Origin of the sequence: Sphingomonas glacialis (assembly GCF_006439055.1) — a bacterium.
Classification (GTDB): Bacteria; Pseudomonadota; Alphaproteobacteria; order Sphingomonadales; family Sphingomonadaceae; genus Sphingomonas; species Sphingomonas glacialis_A.
Genome location: NZ_RCZC01000004.1, coordinates 274,729 through 292,485, shown reverse-complemented (window position 1 = coordinate 292,485; position 17,757 = coordinate 274,729). Strand labels below are relative to the sequence as shown.

General features: G+C 61.8%; 19 protein-coding genes and 1 pseudogene. 12 read left to right on the top strand and 8 right to left on the bottom strand.

The annotated features are described in order from the left end of the window. Positions 1–453: a DoxX family protein gene (locus EAH76_RS15865; protein WP_206667889.1), complete on the bottom strand. Its 453-nt coding sequence runs from the start codon at positions 451–453 to the stop codon at positions 1–3. Between the two features lie 60 nt (positions 454–513). Further along, positions 514–792: a BufA1 family periplasmic bufferin-type metallophore gene (locus tag EAH76_RS15860; RefSeq protein WP_140851242.1), complete on the bottom strand. Its 279-nt coding sequence runs from the start codon at positions 790–792 to the stop codon at positions 514–516. A 220-nt stretch (positions 793–1,012) separates the two neighbouring features. Between EAH76_RS15860 and EAH76_RS15855 the strand changes: the two genes are divergently transcribed. The 7 genes from EAH76_RS15855 to EAH76_RS23980 all read left to right on the top strand — a co-directional run bounded on the left by EAH76_RS15855 (position 1,013) and on the right by EAH76_RS23980 (position 5,060). Beyond that, complete coding sequence (locus tag EAH76_RS15855; protein ID WP_140851241.1) at positions 1,013–1,546, top strand: sigma-70 family RNA polymerase sigma factor; 534 nt, start codon at positions 1,013–1,015, stop codon at positions 1,544–1,546. Further along, positions 1,543–2,184 carry a DUF1109 domain-containing protein gene (locus EAH76_RS15850; RefSeq protein WP_140851240.1) on the top strand — a complete coding sequence of 214 codons (642 nt, stop codon included), beginning with the start codon at positions 1,543–1,545 and terminating at the stop codon, positions 2,182–2,184. Before EAH76_RS15855 ends, EAH76_RS15850 begins: the two co-directional genes overlap by 4 nt. 83 nt (positions 2,185–2,267) lie before the next feature. Next, positions 2,268–2,528, top strand: a complete 261-nt coding sequence (gene bufA2, locus EAH76_RS15845) for a BufA2 family periplasmic bufferin-type metallophore (protein ID WP_140851239.1) — start codon at positions 2,268–2,270, stop codon at positions 2,526–2,528. A gap of 83 nt (positions 2,529–2,611) precedes the next feature. Beyond that, positions 2,612–3,442, top strand: coding sequence for an MNIO family bufferin maturase (gene bufB, locus EAH76_RS15840; protein ID WP_140851238.1), 831 nt, complete (start codon positions 2,612–2,614; stop codon positions 3,440–3,442). Continuing rightward, positions 3,439–4,185, top strand: a complete 747-nt coding sequence (locus tag EAH76_RS15835; protein ID WP_140851237.1) for an HvfC/BufC N-terminal domain-containing protein — start codon at positions 3,439–3,441, stop codon at positions 4,183–4,185. The genes bufB and EAH76_RS15835 overlap by 4 nt, the downstream gene beginning before the upstream one ends. Positions 4,186–4,198: 13 nt before the next feature. After that, entirely contained in the window at positions 4,199–4,801 is a 603-nt protein-coding gene (locus EAH76_RS15830) for a cytochrome P460 family protein (RefSeq protein WP_206667888.1), read from the top strand. A gap of 112 nt (positions 4,802–4,913) precedes the next feature. Continuing rightward, complete coding sequence (locus EAH76_RS23980; RefSeq protein WP_161989063.1) at positions 4,914–5,060, top strand: hypothetical protein; 147 nt, start codon at positions 4,914–4,916, stop codon at positions 5,058–5,060. 165 nt (positions 5,061–5,225) lie between these two features. Here the strand turns inward: EAH76_RS23980 and EAH76_RS15825 are convergent, their stop codons facing one another. The 4 genes from EAH76_RS15825 to EAH76_RS15810 form a co-directional block, all read right to left on the bottom strand. Next, positions 5,226–6,020, bottom strand: a complete 795-nt coding sequence (locus EAH76_RS15825; protein WP_140851236.1) for a class I SAM-dependent methyltransferase — start codon at positions 6,018–6,020, stop codon at positions 5,226–5,228. 262 nt (positions 6,021–6,282) lie between these two features. Beyond that, the gene (locus tag EAH76_RS15820; RefSeq protein WP_140851235.1) at positions 6,283–7,539 is read right to left on the bottom strand and encodes an aminotransferase class V-fold PLP-dependent enzyme; all 1,257 of its coding nucleotides are present in this window, start codon (positions 7,537–7,539) and stop codon (positions 6,283–6,285) included. A gap of 23 nt (positions 7,540–7,562) precedes the next feature. Continuing rightward, positions 7,563–9,959, bottom strand: coding sequence for a TonB-dependent receptor plug domain-containing protein (locus tag EAH76_RS15815; RefSeq protein ID WP_140851234.1), 2,397 nt, complete (start codon positions 9,957–9,959; stop codon positions 7,563–7,565). 620 nt (positions 9,960–10,579) lie between these two features. Next, positions 10,580–12,778 carry a sensor domain-containing phosphodiesterase gene (locus EAH76_RS15810; RefSeq protein WP_140851233.1) on the bottom strand — a complete coding sequence of 733 codons (2,199 nt, stop codon included), beginning with the start codon at positions 12,776–12,778 and terminating at the stop codon, positions 10,580–10,582. Positions 12,779–13,240: 462 nt separating this feature from the next. On the opposite strand from EAH76_RS15810, the gene EAH76_RS15805 reads away from it, so the two are divergent. Beyond that, complete coding sequence (locus EAH76_RS15805; protein ID WP_140851232.1) at positions 13,241–13,795, top strand: hypothetical protein; 555 nt, start codon at positions 13,241–13,243, stop codon at positions 13,793–13,795. Positions 13,796–14,302: 507 nt separating this feature from the next. Here the strand turns inward: EAH76_RS15805 and EAH76_RS24505 are convergent. Further along, positions 14,303–14,539 (bottom strand): hypothetical protein, encoded by a 237-nt coding sequence (locus EAH76_RS24505; RefSeq protein ID WP_241659730.1) that lies wholly within the window; start codon positions 14,537–14,539, stop codon positions 14,303–14,305. A gap of 20 nt (positions 14,540–14,559) precedes the next feature. Between EAH76_RS24505 and EAH76_RS15795 the strand changes: the two genes are divergently transcribed. From EAH76_RS15795 to EAH76_RS15785, 3 genes are all read left to right on the top strand, one after another. Then, positions 14,560–15,243: a hypothetical protein gene (locus tag EAH76_RS15795; protein ID WP_140851230.1), complete on the top strand. Its 684-nt coding sequence runs from the start codon at positions 14,560–14,562 to the stop codon at positions 15,241–15,243. After that, on the top strand, positions 15,236–16,003 hold the full coding sequence (locus tag EAH76_RS15790; RefSeq protein WP_241659729.1) for an RES family NAD+ phosphorylase: 768 nt from the start codon (positions 15,236–15,238) through the stop codon (positions 16,001–16,003). The genes EAH76_RS15795 and EAH76_RS15790 overlap by 8 nt, the downstream gene beginning before the upstream one ends. A 533-nt stretch (positions 16,004–16,536) precedes the next feature. Further along, complete coding sequence (locus tag EAH76_RS15785; RefSeq protein WP_140851229.1) at positions 16,537–16,869, top strand: sarcosine oxidase subunit gamma family protein; 333 nt, start codon at positions 16,537–16,539, stop codon at positions 16,867–16,869. Between the two features lie 101 nt (positions 16,870–16,970). On the opposite strand, the gene EAH76_RS24795 is transcribed toward EAH76_RS15785, so the two are convergent. After that, the gene (locus tag EAH76_RS24795) at positions 16,971–17,201 is read right to left on the bottom strand and encodes a hypothetical protein (RefSeq protein WP_347233108.1); all 231 of its coding nucleotides are present in this window, start codon (positions 17,199–17,201) and stop codon (positions 16,971–16,973) included. A gap of 184 nt (positions 17,202–17,385) precedes the next feature. Between EAH76_RS24795 and EAH76_RS24790 the strand changes: the two are divergent. Then, a pseudogene (locus EAH76_RS24790) lies at positions 17,386–17,577 on the top strand (formyltransferase family protein); the annotation flags it as partial. Positions 17,578–17,757 lie beyond the last annotated feature (180 nt).

The following is a 17,757-nucleotide window of genomic DNA, read 5'->3' as shown; positions in this document are numbered from 1 at the left end:
CTATCGCGCCACGCCGATTGCGCGCCGCACGACGGCATCGAGCGACCAAGCACCGCCGCCGCGCACGATCAGCGGCAGCAGGATCGCCGCCCAGCTCAGGTGCGTCGGCCAGGCATCCGGATAAACGAAGATCTCGATCGTCAGCGTCATGCCGAGCAAGGCGAGCGCCGAGATGCGTGTCGCGAGGCCGAGCACGAGCAGGATCGAGAACAGATGTTCGGAGTATGTCGCCGCTACCGCGGCGATCTCGGGCGGCACCAGCGGCAGCGCATATTCGGTGCGGAACAGCTCATAAGTGCCGTCGGTGATGTGGAGGATGCCATCGACCTTGGTGCGGCCCGACATGAAGAACACGGCGGCGATGCCCAGCCGGCCGATCAGCAGGATTAGGGCGTCCGGGACGCGGGCAAGGCCCCGGACCGTGCCATCATAGCGCGCGACGAGCGAGTTCATCCGACTTCTCCGCATGAAAGGGGTCCGGGGCGGCAGGGGGACAGCCGCCCCGGCAGGACGTCAGGCCTTGGGGGTCAGCGAACCGGTGCCCTTGGGGGTCTTGGTCTTCACGCATGTGCCGACCTTGACCAACTTCCAGGCGTTGCCCTGATAATTGGCCTTCGACGTGCCGGCGCAGCTCGTGCCCGCACCGGCCTTGCAGTCGTTCTTGCCGGCGAGGCTGACACCGTAGCATTTTTCCATGGCGGGCTTGGTCTGGGCGGCGGCGGGCGCCGCGATGGCGGCACCGGCGACGGCGATCGCGAGGGTCGCGGCGAGAGAGGCGTGGGTCGTGCGCATGATTGGGCTCCTTGAGTTCAGCCTCCTTCGCGCGGCCCGAGCACGGGGTCGGTCGGGCCGCGCGGGATCCGGCAAGGAGGCTGGAAGCCGGATCACATCGGCTATTCGGGGACATGATCGCGCTGGTTACACGTTCCGGCCCGCCGGTATTTTTTCGCGCTACTCGCTACAATGTTGTAACTATCGTGGCAGACAGGCCGAATGCCTCGTGGGAGCGCAAATGCGAGCGAGCGAGGACACATTGCGGGCATTGATGATCAGTGGGCTCGACGGCCATGCCGGCGACCACTCTGCCCTGTTGCGCGCGCTCGTGCCGCTCCTGCGGGGCTTTTACCGACGACGGATGGGCGACGGCGATATTGACGATCTCGTCCAGGAGACTTTGATCGCAGTGCATACGCGGCGCGGGACGTACGATCGCGCGCGTCCGTTCACCGCGTGGCTGTTCTCGATCGCGCGCTACAAGATGATCGATCATTTTCGGCGCGGACGGCGTCTGGTGCCGATCGAAGGTCTTGAGGAAATCCTGATCACCGAAGGTTTCGAGGATGCCGCCTGCGCGCGAATGGACGTCGAGCAGCTACTCGAAATCCTGCCTCCGAAACAGGCGCGCATGATCCGCGCCACGCGCATCGAAGGCCTGAGCACAGCTGAGGCGGCCGAGCGTGAAGATATCGGCGAGTCCGACGTGAAAGTGTCGGTTCATCGCGGCTTGAAATCGCTGATCGTACGCATTCAGGGAGGGGGACGATGAATACCGACGACCTCATCTTCCGCCTGTCCGCCGATCTCGCGCCCGTGCGCCGCCATGCCGTCGCAAGGCGGCTCGCGATCGGCCTCGCCATGGGCGCGCTCGTATCGATCTTCTACGTCGTCGTGATGATGGGGGTGCGCCCCGACATCGGCGTTGCGATGCACGGTTTCCCGTTCTGGATGAAATGGGGCTACACGGTCTCGCTTTCCGCAGTCGCGATCGTCATGACCGCGCAGCTGGCGCGACCGGATAGCGGCAGGTTGCGTTGGCTCTGGTTGATGGCGATCCCGGTGCTGCTGCTCGCCAGTGTCGGCATCATGGAGCTGATCCGCACGCCACCCGGTGACTGGCTGGCGATGTGGCTCGGCGACAGCTGGATGGTTTGCCCGTGGCGCGTGCTTGCGCTCGCCATGCCGATCTTCGTCGGACTGCTCTGGTCATTCCGCAAGCTCGCGCCGACCCGGTTGCGTGCGGCCGGCGCGGCGGCTGGCCTCGCGGCGGGCGCCTTCGCTGCGACCGTATATTGCGTGCATTGTCCCGAAGTGTCGGCGATCTTCGTTCTCACCTGGTATTCGCTCGGCATCCTGCTGGCGGCGTCGCTCGGCGCGCTGCTCGGTCCGCGCTTGCTGCGCTGGTAATTTTCAAAGGCGTGTAACCACGACCGGCGGCACTGCGAACTGGAGGGGCCAATCAGGCCGATCTTCTCTCTGGAGACTTCCACATGACCATCCTTCGTAATAGCGTAAGCTTCGCCGCAGCAGCAGCCGTCGTCGCCGTCACGGCCGCCGTGCCCACGGTCGCGATCGCCAAGGGCGCCGCCAAGGTCCATTGCTACGGCGTCAATTCGTGCAAGGGCACGTCGGACTGCAAGTCGGGCACGCATGACTGCAAGGGCATGAACGACTGCAAAGGCCAGGGCTTCAAGGAAGTCTCGGCGAAGGCCTGCAAGTCGCAGCACGGCAGCACGACCGCACCGAACTGATCGGGACGGCACGCCCGCAAATCTAACCCGCGGCCCGGGCGCCTTCGGGCGCCCGGGCCGACCTTCGCCTAGAGAAGTTTGCGATGATCACACCATTTCCCGGTTACGGCCTTGGCCTGCGCAAGCCGCATTACGCCGATTTCCTCGATGGTCGGGTGGACGTTGATTTCGTCGAGGTCATTTCCGAGAATTTCATGGTGCCCGGCGGCCGTCCTCGCCAGATCCTGCGCGATGTCCGCGCGCGCCATCCGGTCGCGCTGCACGGCGTATCGATGTCGATCGGCTCGGCCGACGGCCTCGACGGTGCGTATCTGACGCGATTGCGCGCGCTGGTCGACGAGATCGAGCCGCTGTTCGTCTCCGATCATCTCAGCTGGTCGCGGATCGAGGGGTTCAATTCGCACGATCTGCTGCCGCTGCCTTATACGAACGAGGCGCTCGATCTGGTCTGCGCTAATATCCACCGCGCGCAGGACGCGCTGGGCCGGGCGATGCTGATCGAGAATCCATCCAGCTATGTCGATTTCGCGCCCGCCGACATGACCGAATGGCAATTCCTTGGCGCAATGTGCGCGCGAACAGGTTGCGGGCTGTTGCTCGACGTCAACAACGTCTTCGTCAGCGCCACCAATCACGGCTTCGATCCGATCGCCTATCTGGACGGGGTGCCGCACGACCGCGTCCGCCAGATCCATCTCGCCGGGCACAGCCGGGGCAAGGAATTGCTGATCGACACGCATGACCAGCCCGTTCCCGCCTCGGTCTGGGATCTCTATGCGCACGTGATACCGCGCCTCGGCCCTGTGGCGACGATGATCGAGCGCGACGACGACATTCCGCCACTTTCCGAACTGCTCGCCGAACTCGCTAAGGCTCGGCGGATCGGCGGACAGACGCTGGCGCACGCGGCGTGAGCCTGCTCGCTCTCCAGCGCGATTTTCGTGCGTGGCTCGTCCATGACGACGAAGTCGCCGCGCGGCACCTCGGCGAGGCGGCGGGGCCGGGCCTGCGCGTCTACCAGAACAATTACCGCGCAGCGCTGATCGCTTGCCTGGAGGAGAGCTTCGCCCGTACCCGCGACTGGATCGGCGGCGAGGCCTTCCACGACGCCGTCGTCGCCCATATCGAGCGCGTGCCGCCGAGCAGCTGGACGCTCGACGCCTATCCGCGCGATTTTCCCGCGACGCTGGCGATGCTCTATCCGGGGGATGCGGAGGTCACGGAGCTGGCCTGGATCGATCTTGCGCTGGGGGAGGCGTTTGTCGGTCCCGACGTCACGGCGCTGACGATGGAGGACTTGTCGGGCATCGACTGGGACGAGGCGATACTGCACTTCACCCCGACGCTCGATCTCGCCGATCTCACCACCAACGCGACCGCGATCTGGTCCGCGCTTGCCGACGACGAAGTGCCGCCTTCGGTAGAGATGCTTCCCGAAACCGGCGCGATCCTGGTGTGGCGGCAGGGAATTTCGGCCCAGTTCCGCGCGATCGACCAATATGAGCGGCAGGCGTTGCTCTCGGCCCGCGCCTGCTTGTCGTTCGCCGAATTGTGTGACGTGATGGTGATCGCCTGGGGTGAGGCGGACGGCATCGCGCGCGCCGGCGCCCTGCTGGGGCAATGGGTCACCGATGGACTGATAATCGCGACGCACTGACTGGGGAATCGAAATGCGCGGATTGATGGTATTGGCTGCCGGCGCGGCGGCGTTGATGGCGACGATTGCGATCCGCGGCAGCGAAAGCGTGGCGCACGGCCGGGCGACTGCCGAAGGCGCTCCGGCTTATACTGCCGACGGTCGACTAATCATGCCGGCCGAGTACCGCGAATGGGTGTTCCTCTCGTCCGGTGTCGACATGAGCTACAGCGAGCGACCGGTGCACCAATTCGACAATGTCTTCGCGCCGCGCGCCGCCTATCGCGCTTTCCTCAAGACCGGCGTCTGGCCCGACAAGACGGTGTTGATCGTCGAAAATCGCGCCACCGAGACCAAGGGCTCGATCACCCGTTCGGGCCAGTTCCAGAACGGCGGCGTTATCGGGCTGGAGGCGCATGTGAAGGACAAGGCGCGGTTCAAGGGCGGCTGGGGGTTCTTCGGCGCAAAGGGGGAGTTTTTTCCCTACACCGCGAATTGCTACGCTTGCCATCAGCAGCACGCCGCTGCCGACACGACCTTCGTGCAATTCTACCCGACGCTCCTGCCGACGGCGACAAGGCTGAAAACGCTTAGTCCGGCTTATTTGGTGGATCCTGCAGGTCTCTCCAAAGAGTGACGGGGCGTTAGCGAAAACAATGCCGGGCCGCGCGCGGCATCAGATACTCGCTACGGACACGCCGTCGAAACGGAGGTTGGCGCTTCGGATGATCCCGGACCCTATCGGTACAATGACGGCGGCGGCGATCTCGGCGGGTTCGCCGGGCGCCTCAGTTAAATATGCGGCTACTTTCGTCGAGAAAGGTCTAATTGGCCCGCTCAAAACCCGTTCTAACGACCGCTCGTGCGGTAAGCTGACGTTCGCTATCAACCTGTGACCGTCGGCTTCGTCCCACTCTAAGCCGTTCGATCGCTTGGCTGGGTGGGCCGGAGCGGTGGTCTGCTCACATGAACGGATCGCAGGTTTCGGATGCTGCATCGGGTGCGCTGAACGGCTGGAAGTGGGTCCTCTCCGCCGGAACACTAGGCGACCGATTGGGTGATCACTTCGGCTTTACGAACTTCAGGGTCATCCTATCGCTCTCGCCAATGGCGGCGTAACGCGCCTGATCGTGATCACCGTCCGCAAAGCCCGGTGGCAGTGTCCAAACCCCCTTGGGGTAATCGTGCGTGTCCCTCGAATTAGCGTTGATCGGGCTCTCGCCGGCAAGCCTGAAGCCGGCTTTGGTTGCATAGGCAATCACTGACGACCGCTTCATGTAACCGCTGCGCGCTTCCTCGATTGTCCCGGACGCCTCGGGCAAATGGTGCTCGACAACGCCCAGGGTGCCGCCGCGTTTGAGCATGGCGAACATCTGGTCGAAAGCCGTCTGCGTCTGGTCGGTCGCACCGAAGCGCCAGTTATGGACATTGCGAAAGGTCAGGACGACGTCGGCGGTGCCGGCTGGCACCGCAGTCGCGCCCGGTCCGGCTGGAAAGGTCGCAAACCGTACGGAGCGGTACGCAGCCGGCGAGGCAGACTGCTTACCCTTTACGGCCGCAAGCCCTTTGTCGTCCGGCCCGGCCGCGTACAGCGTCCCGTGCGCGGCCAGATAGGGGCCGAGGATTTCGGTGTACCACCCGCCGCTTGGCCAGATCTCGACTACAGTATCAGTCGGCTTAACGCCGAAGAAGCTCAACGTTTCGACGGGGTGGCGATAGCGATCGCGCGCGATGTTGGCAGGAGAGCGCGTCGACGCCTTCACCGCTGCTTTCAGGGCTGGCATCGATGCCGGTTGAGCGGCAGCAACGGAGCCGGCGACGAGCACCAAGGCGAGCAGGGCGGGGTTAGGACGCATTAGGTGCCTTTCGCGAAGAAGGGGTAGTGCTACTCGGTCACAGCTCGGAACAGAAGTCTGCTATCTGGGTGACCTTCAGGTCGCCCTTTAAAATTTCGCATTCGGTCGGCCAAAGTCATGGTCGTCATGGCGCGGCAATATTGGGTCGCCCCTGATCGACATTAATGAATGGCAGGATTTGGGAAGTCCAAAAGGTGCCGCGAACGGCCAACTCTGGGTCTTGTAGGCGTTTTCATAAATCGAGTGTTTTAGGTGTTTGCCCTCAAGCCAAGCCTCGGATCGCCATTATGAGGGCATCAATTTGCTGGGGCGTCGTGAACAGCGCCGGCGTCACGCGTACGCAGGATCCGGCCGCCACGCCAGTGCGGTGAACGGTGAAGATCCGAAAGTCGTCGAGCAGCCGCTTAGCGATCGCACTGTTGTCCGCCGGGGACACCTTTCCCGTGAAGCGGAATGAGGTGATGCCGCCGTGCAGACGCGGATCGGCCGGCGTCAGGATCTGAACGCTCTTAACTGCGCGAAGCGGCTCCGCCCACCGATCGCGCAGTAGCCGCAGGCGCGCGTCACGTGGCGCTGCGCCGATCGCCTCTTGAAAGGCGAGCGCGTCGGGTACGGTCAATTGCGCCGCATAATCTCCGGTGCCGGTATGGACACGCGCCTGCACGTCGTCCGGATCGCCGATGCCGTTTGCTGGATCGGGATCGATGTCGCGCACCCGCGTCTTGCGCAGGTACATGACGCCGACACCGAGCGGTGCGCCCATCCATTTGTGCAGGTTGAACCCGGCAAAATCGACGCCGAGCTCCGGAAACTCGAAATCGAGCTGCCCCCAACTGTGCGCAGCATCGACGATCGCATCAATTCCGCGTGCCCGCGCCATCGCGACGATCTCACGCACCGGCACAACCAGCCCGGTGCGATGGCTGAGATGCGTGAGCAGCACCAGCCGCACCTTAGGATTGGCGTCGAACGCCTGCGCATAGGCGTCGATCAGTCCCTGCCATGTCGCCGGCTCGGGCAGGGCGATTTTGACGACGTCGACGCCGCGGCGCGCGCGCAGTCCGGCGAAACAGCCCTGCATGCTATCGTAATCGAGATCGGCGTATAGAACGGCATCGCCCGGTCGCAAACGATTGTAGCCGTCGATCAGCGCCTGCAACGCCTCTGTCGCGTTGCGGGTCAGCGCGATCTCGTCCGCGCCGACGCCGAGCGCCGCCGCGACGCGGACGCGCACGGCGTGGAGGTCGGCGCCCATCGCCCGTCTGGAATAGAAGCTGTTCTCGCGGTTGACCCGCTCGACGGCGCGTTCGTAGGCTGCAAGAACCGGGCGGGCCATGATGCCCCAATTGCCGTTCTCGAGCTGGATGACCTCGGACGTGACGTCATAGTGCGCCGCGACTGTCGCCCAATAGGCTTCGTCGTCCGCCCGCGCGCCGCCCGCTAACGGCGCCGCGCCGAGCCGGGCCGCGACGGGAAGCGACGTCGCGCCGATCATCATCGTCCGTCGGTTTATCGGCATGACACTTCCCTCGGCTCGTTGCATCAGAACTTCATGCCGACGCGGACATAATATTGGCCGCCATCGGTATCGTACGGGGCGTTGCGAGAATAGATCAACCCGCGCACCGCCTGGTTGGTCGCCTCGGCAGGATAGGTGTTAAACACGTTCTCGGCGCCGCCACGGATCGTGAAATGCTTGTCGAACGTGTAGCTGGCCGACACGTCGAACAAGGAGATCGATCCGAAGCGCTGGAACAGGTCGCCGGTCGCGTTGCCGGTGACGTCGGTCCATGGCCCGTAGAAGCGCCCGCGCGCGAGCAGACCGACCGGCCCGATATCGTAAACGATCGATCCAGTCGCATTGTGCTGCGGCAGGCGTTCCTGGAAGATCCGGCGCTGCGTGTCGTTGGGGATCGCCGCCGAGGCAGCACTCGTCACCTTAGTATTGTTATAGTTGTAGGCGATCGTCGCTGTCGCGCGGCCGGGGCCAAGGTTGCGTGCATAGGAGAGGACAGCATCGATGCCCCGCGTGCGGGTGTCGAAATCGTTGGTGAAATAGCTGACCGAAGTGAAGCGCAGCGGATTGGCGACCCCGGCCGGTACCGCGAACGTCGCCGACTGGCTGAAGCGATTGTCGACATTGATCTGATAGGCGTCGACGCTGCCGGTCAGCCCGAAATCGGTCTTGAACGTCAGGCCCGCAGTCCCGGTTTTCGAGGTCTCGGGCTTGAGCGGCTTGGCGCCGAGCGAGATGGCGAGCGGATCGGAGGGCGACAGGCGGCCGCTGTTGAAGATCTGCAGCGTAACGGTGTCGAGCCCTTGCGTCGTGTTCGAGGTGTTTAGCTGCCCGGGCGTCGGCGCGCGGAATCCGGTGGAATAGCCACCGCGCAGCGCGATGCCGTCGACCGGCTCAAGCCGCGCACTCAATTTGTAGGTGAACTTGTCGCCGAAGCGCGAGAAGCTCTCATATCGTCCGGCGCCGCCGACGCTCAGCATCTTCATCGGCTGCCACTCGATGTCACCGTAGCCGGCATAGCTGATCTGATCGAACTCGCCCGCCTGAATCGGGCTGAACCCCGGAAAGCCGTTCGAGTTTGGCGCAAGGCCCGTCGCCGCGCCCGCACCTACCGCATAGGATGCGGCGTCGCCGGCGGTGACCTGATAGTTCTCGACCCGGCGCTCGGCACCAAACGCGATGTTGACCGGGTTGAGCATGCCGACCTGCAGGCGATAGACGAAGTCGGCGTTGAGGTTGAACTCGCGCTGCGCAAGGCGGCCGAGATAGAACGATGTCGGGCTGCTCGGCCCAAGCGAAGCGTTGAGGCTTTCGCCCAAAGTATAGTCGATCAGGCTGCGACCATAGGAAGCGCTCAGATCGTAGGTCAATGCGGTGGCCAGCGCGCCGCGCACGCCGCCGATGCCCTGGATGTCCGAGTTCTGCGTGCCAAAGCGCGGCGTGAAGCCGGTCGGATAGAGGCTCTTGAAGCTGAAGCCGGGAAAGGCCGTGCTGGGGTTGTAGACGGTCGCGGTGCCGGCCGGGTTGCGCCAGTTAAAGTCGGTGACGCCTTCGCCTTCCTGCGCCGTGCCGAAGGCATAGAGCGTGACCGCGTCGGAAAAATCGTAATGCGTGTTCAGGCCGGCGCGGATGGCTTCCTGGTCGGGCTGGCCCCAGCGCTGCACCGGGTTGGGAACGTTCAGTGTCGGGTTGGCGGCCTGGAAGGCGAGGGCGTCGGGACGCTGACGCGTGCGCGAGGTCGCCTCGGCATGGTCATACTCGCCGGTGAAGACCAGGCTCCCGCGATCGCCCAGCGCGATACCGCCCTGGATGCCGCTTTGATATTCCTTGCCGTCGCCTTTGTAATATTGCGAATAGCGGCCGAACGCGCTCATTCCCGGCTGGTCGTCGAGGATGATGTTGATCACGCCCGCGATCGCATCCGAGCCATATTGCGCCGAGGCTCCGTCGCGCAGCACTTCGATGCTCTTGATCGCTAGGCCAGGAATGGTCGCAAGGTCGGGCGCCTGTGCGCCACGCGTGCCGAGCAAGGCCGATCGATGATAGCGCTTGCCGTTGACGAGCACGAGCGTTTGGTCGGCGGACAGGCCGCGCAACGTGGCGGGGCGCACGAAGGCTTGGCCGTCCGCGGCGGGGAGGCGCTGCACGTTGAACGACGGCAAAACCTGCGCCAGCGTGTCCGACAGGTCGCCCGAGATGCTGGCGTCTAGCGCGGCGGCGGGGAGCACGTCGACCGGGGATAGCGAATTGAACTGTGTCCGGCCGCGGTCGCGCGTGCCGGTGACGATGATGGCGTTGCCGTCTTCCGCGTCGTTGACGGGCGCGACGCTTGCTGCGGTGCCCTCAGCAGTCTGCGCATAAACGGGTGCGCACAGCGCGAACTGCAGCGCGACCAGCGCGCTGGCCGTGGTGAACTTTACCATGTCGTATTCCCCTGGGAGATCTGCCTTCAGACGATTTTTCGTGTTCGGCACCCGGCTCCTAGGGACGCTTCATGTCAGTATTGCTTCGTGGACATGACAGAACTGGGGCGATCTTTTTACGTGTAACCACGGTCGTAAGATTCAGACGTCTTCGCAGTCCCTTAGGCCGCAGCAAGCCGATGTTTGTTTAAACATCGAAGCTGAACAAGTGGCCGGTATCGGAAAGATCGATAGCGCTACAAACGGCCGAAACTGGACCATTTGTAGCTTTCTTGCAGCCCCTGTTGCGGTGGGCCATCAGTGCGTCGGCTCTCGTCCTGTCGCTGCCGGGCGTGATGAATACTGCTGGAGCCCCAAACTCGGTAACGCCGGTCGAGAAGAACTGGACGGCAGCGCTGCTCGGTGCAGCCCACGGCAGAATAACGATGATTTTCTCATCTTCCGACTGCGGGCAAAACCGTCACGAGGGCAGGGGAGACCGCCGCGACTCATCTGAGGTCGGTTTACGAGCTTGTGCGCCAAGGCGAGGGCAGGCGGTTTCAAACGAAGCGGCGGCTTTCAGACGACCCTTACGTTTGGAAGCGGCTCCGCTCCGAATAAGTGGTGTTCCCTTCCGCCGTCTACCCACACTCTGGCCATACCGTTCCAGTCCAGCTGCCAGGCATAACGAATTGTGGGAATGATCTGCCATCTTGAGGGCGGCCGTACAAATAGCCCTGGCCTTCACTACACCCAAGCTTAGCAACCATATCGGCCTGTTCGGATGTCTCGATGCCTTCGGCGATTACGTTTAGCCCAAGGCTTTGACCCATCGCCGATATAGCTCGCACTATGGCAATGCTGTGCGGCTCAGAACAGATATCCTCTACGAAAGAACGATCGATTTTAAGTCGCGACAACGGAAACCTTTTGAGCGTGCTGAGAGAGGCGAACCCGGTTCCGAAGTCGTCGAATGCAATCCCGACGCCGAGGTCGTGAAGCCTACGCAAAGGCTCAAGTGCGCCGTCATCGTGGCCAAGGACGATCGTTTCGGTGATCTCGAGTTCGAGATCGCTTGGTTGCAGATCATGGCGCTCCAGCGCCGTTAGGATCACCGTTTCCAGGGTGCCCGCGCGGACCTGGGCCGCAAACAGATTGATGCCCACCCGATCTATACAGAGGCTTTGGGCACGCCATTCCGCCAACTGGCGACAGGCCTCGTCGATCACCCAACACCCTACCTCGTAAGCAAGTAGGTGGGTCTCCAGAACCGGCATGAACGCGGCTGGCAGCAACATTCCGCGGGTTGGATGTCGCCACCGCAACAACGCTTCCGCGCCGTTGAGCTTGCCGTCAGATAGGCGAACCTGGGGCTGGTAAAACAGCGCCCATTGCCCATCGAGATAAGCCTGCCGCATCTGATCCTTGAATGCGCGCCGTGCTGTGAGCTGGTTTGCCATACCAGTGTCAAACACCCTGTAGGTTCTCCCGCCGGCACTTTTTGCACGAAGCAGTGCTAGGTCGGCGCGAACGAGGAGTTCATCGCTGTCGGCCGAATGGAGTGGCGCTATCGCGATTCCGATGCTTGTGCCGATCTGCAGATCGTGACCGGCGATTTCGAACGGTTTGGAGAATGCTTCCAGCAGACGCTGCGCTGTTGCCCTGGCAGTGATTAAGTCGCTGCCACGGGAAACCAACAGCGCGAACTCGTCGCCACCGATCCGTCCAAGTACGCCTTCACCTTCCACACACGCCGTCATCCGAACCGCGATTGTCTGCAGCAGCGCATCGCCCACGGCGTGACCCAGGGTATCGTTAACGCTCTTGAAGCAATCCAGGTCCAACACAAGCAACGATGCGGCCCCATGATCGCGCAGGCAGTCTTCGACACACGCCCTGAACCCACCTCGATTGAGCAAACCGGTCAGGCTATCATGACGTGCGAAATGGTGGAGATCGGCTTCACGTGCTTTCCGAGCAGAAATGTCTTGGATATGGGCTCCGAACTCCATCCCCGATCTTCCGCTCCATGCCGCAACGGAGAGCTCTATCGGGAATTCCCGGCCGTCACGGTGCATGGCAGTGACCTCCACGCTTTTGCCAGCCAAGGCCGACGCACCGCCATTGCCCAGACGCGTTAGCCCGCTGCGATGGGCCTTCCGAAAACGCTCAGGCATGATGATTTCGAGCTGCCGTCCAACCGCTTCGTTTCTGCCGTAGCCGAACAGGATCCGGGCTGCGTCGTTCCAGAAAGTAATATTGCCGCCGGCATCCGCCGTAATGATGGCGAGGCCCGTTGATTGTGCGAAGCTCCCGATCGCGATGTCCTTGCGGGCATCGCGGCGGGCATCGAGGCGTTCCGATACCAATGTTGCAAGCTGCACCAGTAGACGTCGTTGGCGGTCGCTAAATGCGGGCCGGGGAACACGATCGATGATGCACAAGGCACCGAGTTTGACACCTTCCTTGTTGATAATCGGCGCGCCAGCATAAAATCCGACGGCAATCCCGTCGACAACGTTTGGGTTGTCGCGAAAACGCTCATCTAACGTTGCGTCTAGAACTATGAGCGGGTCGGCGCTCAGGATCGTGTGCGTACAGAAAGACGTGTCGCGAGTTCCGCGGCTTTCGTCGAGCCCCCAATGAGCCTTTATCCACACTTCCTCTCGGCCTACGAGAGATACAAAACAGATTGGCGCGTTAAATAGATCTGCCGCTAGTTTTGTCAGGTGATCATATTCTGCTTCAGGCTCGGTGCCGAGAATATCATATTCCGGCAAACACGCGAGCCTGGCTTCCTCGTCAGCGGGTTTTAGGAATGAGTTGGATGGCTCGACCATGATCCTGGCATAGGGCGCGCGCGTTAACCGAAACCTAATCCGCCGTCATATCAGGGGGATGATACAACAGGTACAAATGCTCAATTTCCGCAGTTCGGGTAGAATTCCAGTGACTTAATGTGGGACTAGCGAAACCCGCCGCCTTTTAAGCTCCGTTTGGCCGAAAGCGTCCTGATGGCCAGCCTAATACACCACCGTCGCCCTTGGGGCGAGCGATCGCGTCCCAAAACTCTATCTCGTGAACCATGTCCGGTTGACGACGACCGAACTGCCATTTGCGCATCGGCCAAGAGACAGACAGAGGCACCGTCGATCACGTCCTCTTTCTGGGGGTGCCAACCAAGTCTGAACTTTGTCACCAGTGTCACTTTACCTCGCGATAAAGTGACACTGGTGATTTTTGTTGGCCATAGTAGGCAAGGGGGGGATTCAAAGCTGAATCGCTTGTGCTATATTCCTGCTATGTTCCATCAGGCTGATCTCTTCGACCATGTCGAACGAACCCCACCGACCATAGCGTCGGCCGGCGTCGCGCTGCCAGATCTGGTCGAGCGCGTGTCGCGGGTTTCGAAGCGCCCCAGATATGTGTTGCTCATCCTTAACCTGATCGCGAAGGCCGCAGGGGAGAATGGCAGCCTTGGACCTTATGTCCGAAGCCAAGCTGATCTGGTTCCGGTCCGCGACTGGCTATGCCAAGCACTGGCCCCGTTGGCTAATCGCGACTGTCGCCGTACGGCCATGATCGCAGCGATTCGATCCGAGCTGATTGCACAAGCTGACGCCTTTGAAGGTGCGAGCGATCTGGCCCAGCGGCAGGATGAGGAGATCGAGGCGCGCATACTGCGATCAGGTCGGACGAATGTTAGCCGAGCGGTATCGGACCTTGTCCGCGCTGGATTGCTGCGTCGCCATTACCAGGGATATCGTGTGGATCATCCTAATCGAGGCGCTCAACGCGAAGCCGTCTATACGATCCCGCTGGATGTGCGTCTTGCCTTGGCCAGTAGGTATCGATGATCTGGCAGGGTTAGCGTGCGATAAGCATCATCGTGTCGCCTTTTCCGTTTTGGCAATTCGGCCAGCGACCCCGCGAAACATATTAATTTAACATAAGATATATTATCGGACTCAGGTTTAAGTCGAGCTTCGAGGCAAGCGCCATGTTTCCGATGGGCAGCGCCGCTTCTGTTGCTTCCCCCAGACCTGGGGTTTATCAAGCATGCGCACCACGCCGCCCTCGCAAAGCAAAATCACTTTCCCACCCTATCGTAACGGTCTCACCTAGTCCGATGCCAATCCTGTCGGTGTCGGATGACCATGACTTAGTTTCACGGAAGCTTCGACGACGCCGTAGCCTTTGCAGGAACGCACCTTCCCATCGGACCTGATCGAGATCAGGCAAACCGACGAGTTTGGTTGAAGCGCACACCAAATAGGGCCGAGGCGTGCTTATCTGTCGATCTGTCCCTCTCCATCGCGCCGTCGATAACGATTTGCCAAATGCTTCATTGAATATGAAGGATATCAGTGTATATTGATATCCATGATATCCATGATATCCATGATATCCATGATATCCATGATATCCATGATATCCATGATATCCATGATATCCATGATATCCATGATATCCATGATATCCATGATATCCATGATATCCATGATATCCATGATATCCATGATATCCATGATATCCATGATATCCATGATATCCATGATATCCATGATATCCATGATATCCATGATATCCATGATATCCATGATATCCGATTGGAGCGATTATGACCGCGACATCCACGAATGAATTTTCTGCGCTGGGCATCGAAGCGCTGGCCGGCTCTGCACCTGAAATCCGCGAGCGGCTGAAGGTCTTTGATGATCGCCAGATCGTAGCATTCCGGCTCGATCAGGGCGGCAAGAACGTAGCCTCGGCCGTCGCCGAAGCCTTCCGTCTCATCGCGCCGATGATTGTTCGCAAGATTGCCGATCGGCAAACCGCGACGCTCGAAAAGCTGGTCGACGCGCTCGTCCCCGCCGTGCCTATCCCCGAGCATCTCCTGACCGAAGCACGCATGAACGCCGAGGCGCGCAAGGCGGTGCTGACAGATGGCGACTGGCTGACCGCTGCCAGTCTGTCGAAAATTGCCGGCTTCGTCGGGCAGAACGCCAGCGCGCAGCCCAACAAATGGAAGCGCGAGGGTCGGATTTTCGCCCTGCCCCACGATGGTGCCGATTTGTATCCGGGCTACGCCCTCGACCCGGAGGCTCAGTATCGGCCCGTCAAAGGGCTCGCGCCCGTGCTCAAACTGTTCGGCGATGAGCTTAACTACTGGGACGTCGCCATCTGGTTCGCCTCGGTCAACAGCTTCCTCGGCGGCAAGGCACCCAAGGATCTGCTGAAGACCGACCCCGAGCGCGTGCTCGCGGCCGCAGAAGATGAAATGGCCGGCGTTCTTCATGGCTAAAGCGAACATGCCGGTGTCAGGTTCGTCCAGCCGGTCCAGGGACCCTGCCAAGACCAAGCCCGCCCGACTCCCGGCGCCGCCGGCGGTAGCGGCGCCTCGGCTGGTCGCGGCGCCGCGCGTCATCCCGGTGCCGGCGGCGAATCTAGCTGATCTGGTGAAGACGACCAGTTGGCCCGCCCGAGTGACCATGCACCGCATCCACCCCGACGCATACGGAGCGGTCGAGTTTAACCCCGGAGCCGGCGGAAACGCTCGGTTCAGCCCGATCGCCGACGCCAAGGGCGACTACATCCCGACGATTTACGCCGGCACCACGCTTGAATGCGCGGCCATGGAAACGGTGTTTCATGACGTTCCGTTCGAGCCGGGACTTAAGACGGTCGCCAAGCGAAAGCTGCAGCACCACGATTATTCCCAAATTGAGTCGGCTGCCGGTCTGACGCTTGTCGATCTGAACAACACGGCGCTGCGCAAGCTCGGCATCGGCCGAGTCGATCTCATCGAGACCGATAAGGATATCTATCCGCAAACGCGCAAATGGGCTGAGGCCATTCATGCCCAATGCCCGGACGTGCAGGGGCTCTCCTGGATCTCGCGGCAGGACGATCGCGCTCGCGCCATCATGCTATTCGGGGACCGGATGCCGCCGGACCCGTTGCTCTGTGTCGCGCCCTCGCAGGATATCATCTCTGATCCGGCGACGTTTTCCCTGCTCGTCGACCTCGCCGACACCATCGGTGTGAAGATCACCGGAAGGTAAAGCACGCCGCATGCGCGGCTGATCCGCTGCAATATCTAAGTGGGAAAGGAATATGCCACCGAGCCTACGGACCTGATGAGACCGAAAGGCCCACGACGCCCTCTCTGAAACACCCTCACGCTTTTCCGGCCTTCGCGACGCGGTGATCCGGGCGAACGCGATAATTGAAAGCCTCGGCGGAATTTGGCGCGGCGCGCGCGGCTAATGCCGCTACCCGGCCGATGATGACCAGTCACCGAGCCTTCTGTCCCGCTCGGCGCCAAGGCGATCCTGTTTCATTTTTCGCCTGAGGCACCGTCATCGAGGTCATGCAGTTGGCGATAGGCGTTGAAGTGGATGACCCACCTGTCCTATCCGCGCTCGACGTTCGGGTCGCCATCTCGCCGCCCGTGTCGGTCCTTCACCTGCGGTTGCGCCACCCGCCGGCTGCCGCCCTAGGCGCGTGCGATGCCGCGCTTGGTCAATGCATGCCCGCACTCCGTCGATCGAACGGCGACTCGCCTCGGGTATGCTGACGCGGCCCGAACGAATGGATGATCATCGATGGTGCTGAACGGCAGGATGCCCTCCGCGAGGCGATCGCCGGGACAGGCGGTCACTTCGCAGATGTGACCGGGGCGCTGGTGCGCTTCGCGGTAAGCCGCTCCAGGTCGCGCGCGCTGCTGTCGCAAGGGTGCAGTCTGGATCTCCGTCTCCGCACGTTCCGAATGCACACCTGCGCCCGGAGTTCGTTCGCGCAGTCCAACTGCCTGCTAGACCGCGTAGAGGACGGCGATCTGTTCCACCTTTATGCGGAGGCCAGCCTGTCGCACCATCTGACGCTCTGGCTCGCAGACGCATCCGGCGAAGGACCGTCCGAATCATGAACTCGTCCGATGCGATCCAGCGCTTTGTCCTCGTCCCCAAATGCCCGGACCGTCCAGGAATCGTCGCTTGCGTCACCAGCCTGCTGACCGGCCACGGCGGATCAATTACCGCATCCAACCAATTCAACGATCCCACCACCCGCCAGTTCTTCATGTGCACCGCGTTCACGGTCGCGGCTGCGGGTTCCGAGACGCTTCCGATGCTGATCGACGACTTCAGAATGATCGAACATACGTTCCGCCTTCAGCGGGCCTTGCACGATATCGCTGTTCGGCCACGGGTGCGGATCCTGGTGTCGAAGTTCGGGCATTGCCGGCAGGATCTGTTCCATCGCTGGCGCAGCGGCGCGCTCGACGTCAATATTGCAGCAGTGGTGTCCAACCACAACACGATGTGCTCCTTCGTGGAATGGAGCGGCCCTGCCCTATCATCATCTGCCGGTCACAGAATTGGGCAAGCGCGCGCAGGAGGCGGAGTTGCTCGCGCTGGTCGATTCACTCGATGTCGATCTCGTCGTGCTTGCTCGCTACATGCAGGTCCTGTCGCCTGGCTTGTGCGAGCGGCTTGCGGGCAGGTGCATCAATATCCACCGCAGCTTCCTGCCGAGCGTCAAGGGCGCCAAGCCGTACCACCAGGCGTTCGCGCGCGGAGTAAAGATGATCGGCGCCACAGCGCACTACGTTACCACGGACCTCGACGAGGGACCGATCATCGAGCAGGACACCAGGCGGGTCACTCACGCCATGACGCCGGAGGGCTTGTCGCAACTGGAGCGGACATCGAAGCCCAAGTCCTGGCAGGCGCCGTTCGCGCGCACATCGAACACCGCGTCATCTCGAACGGCGCCAAGACGATCGTCTTTCGTTGAACAAACCAGAGGGCGGCCC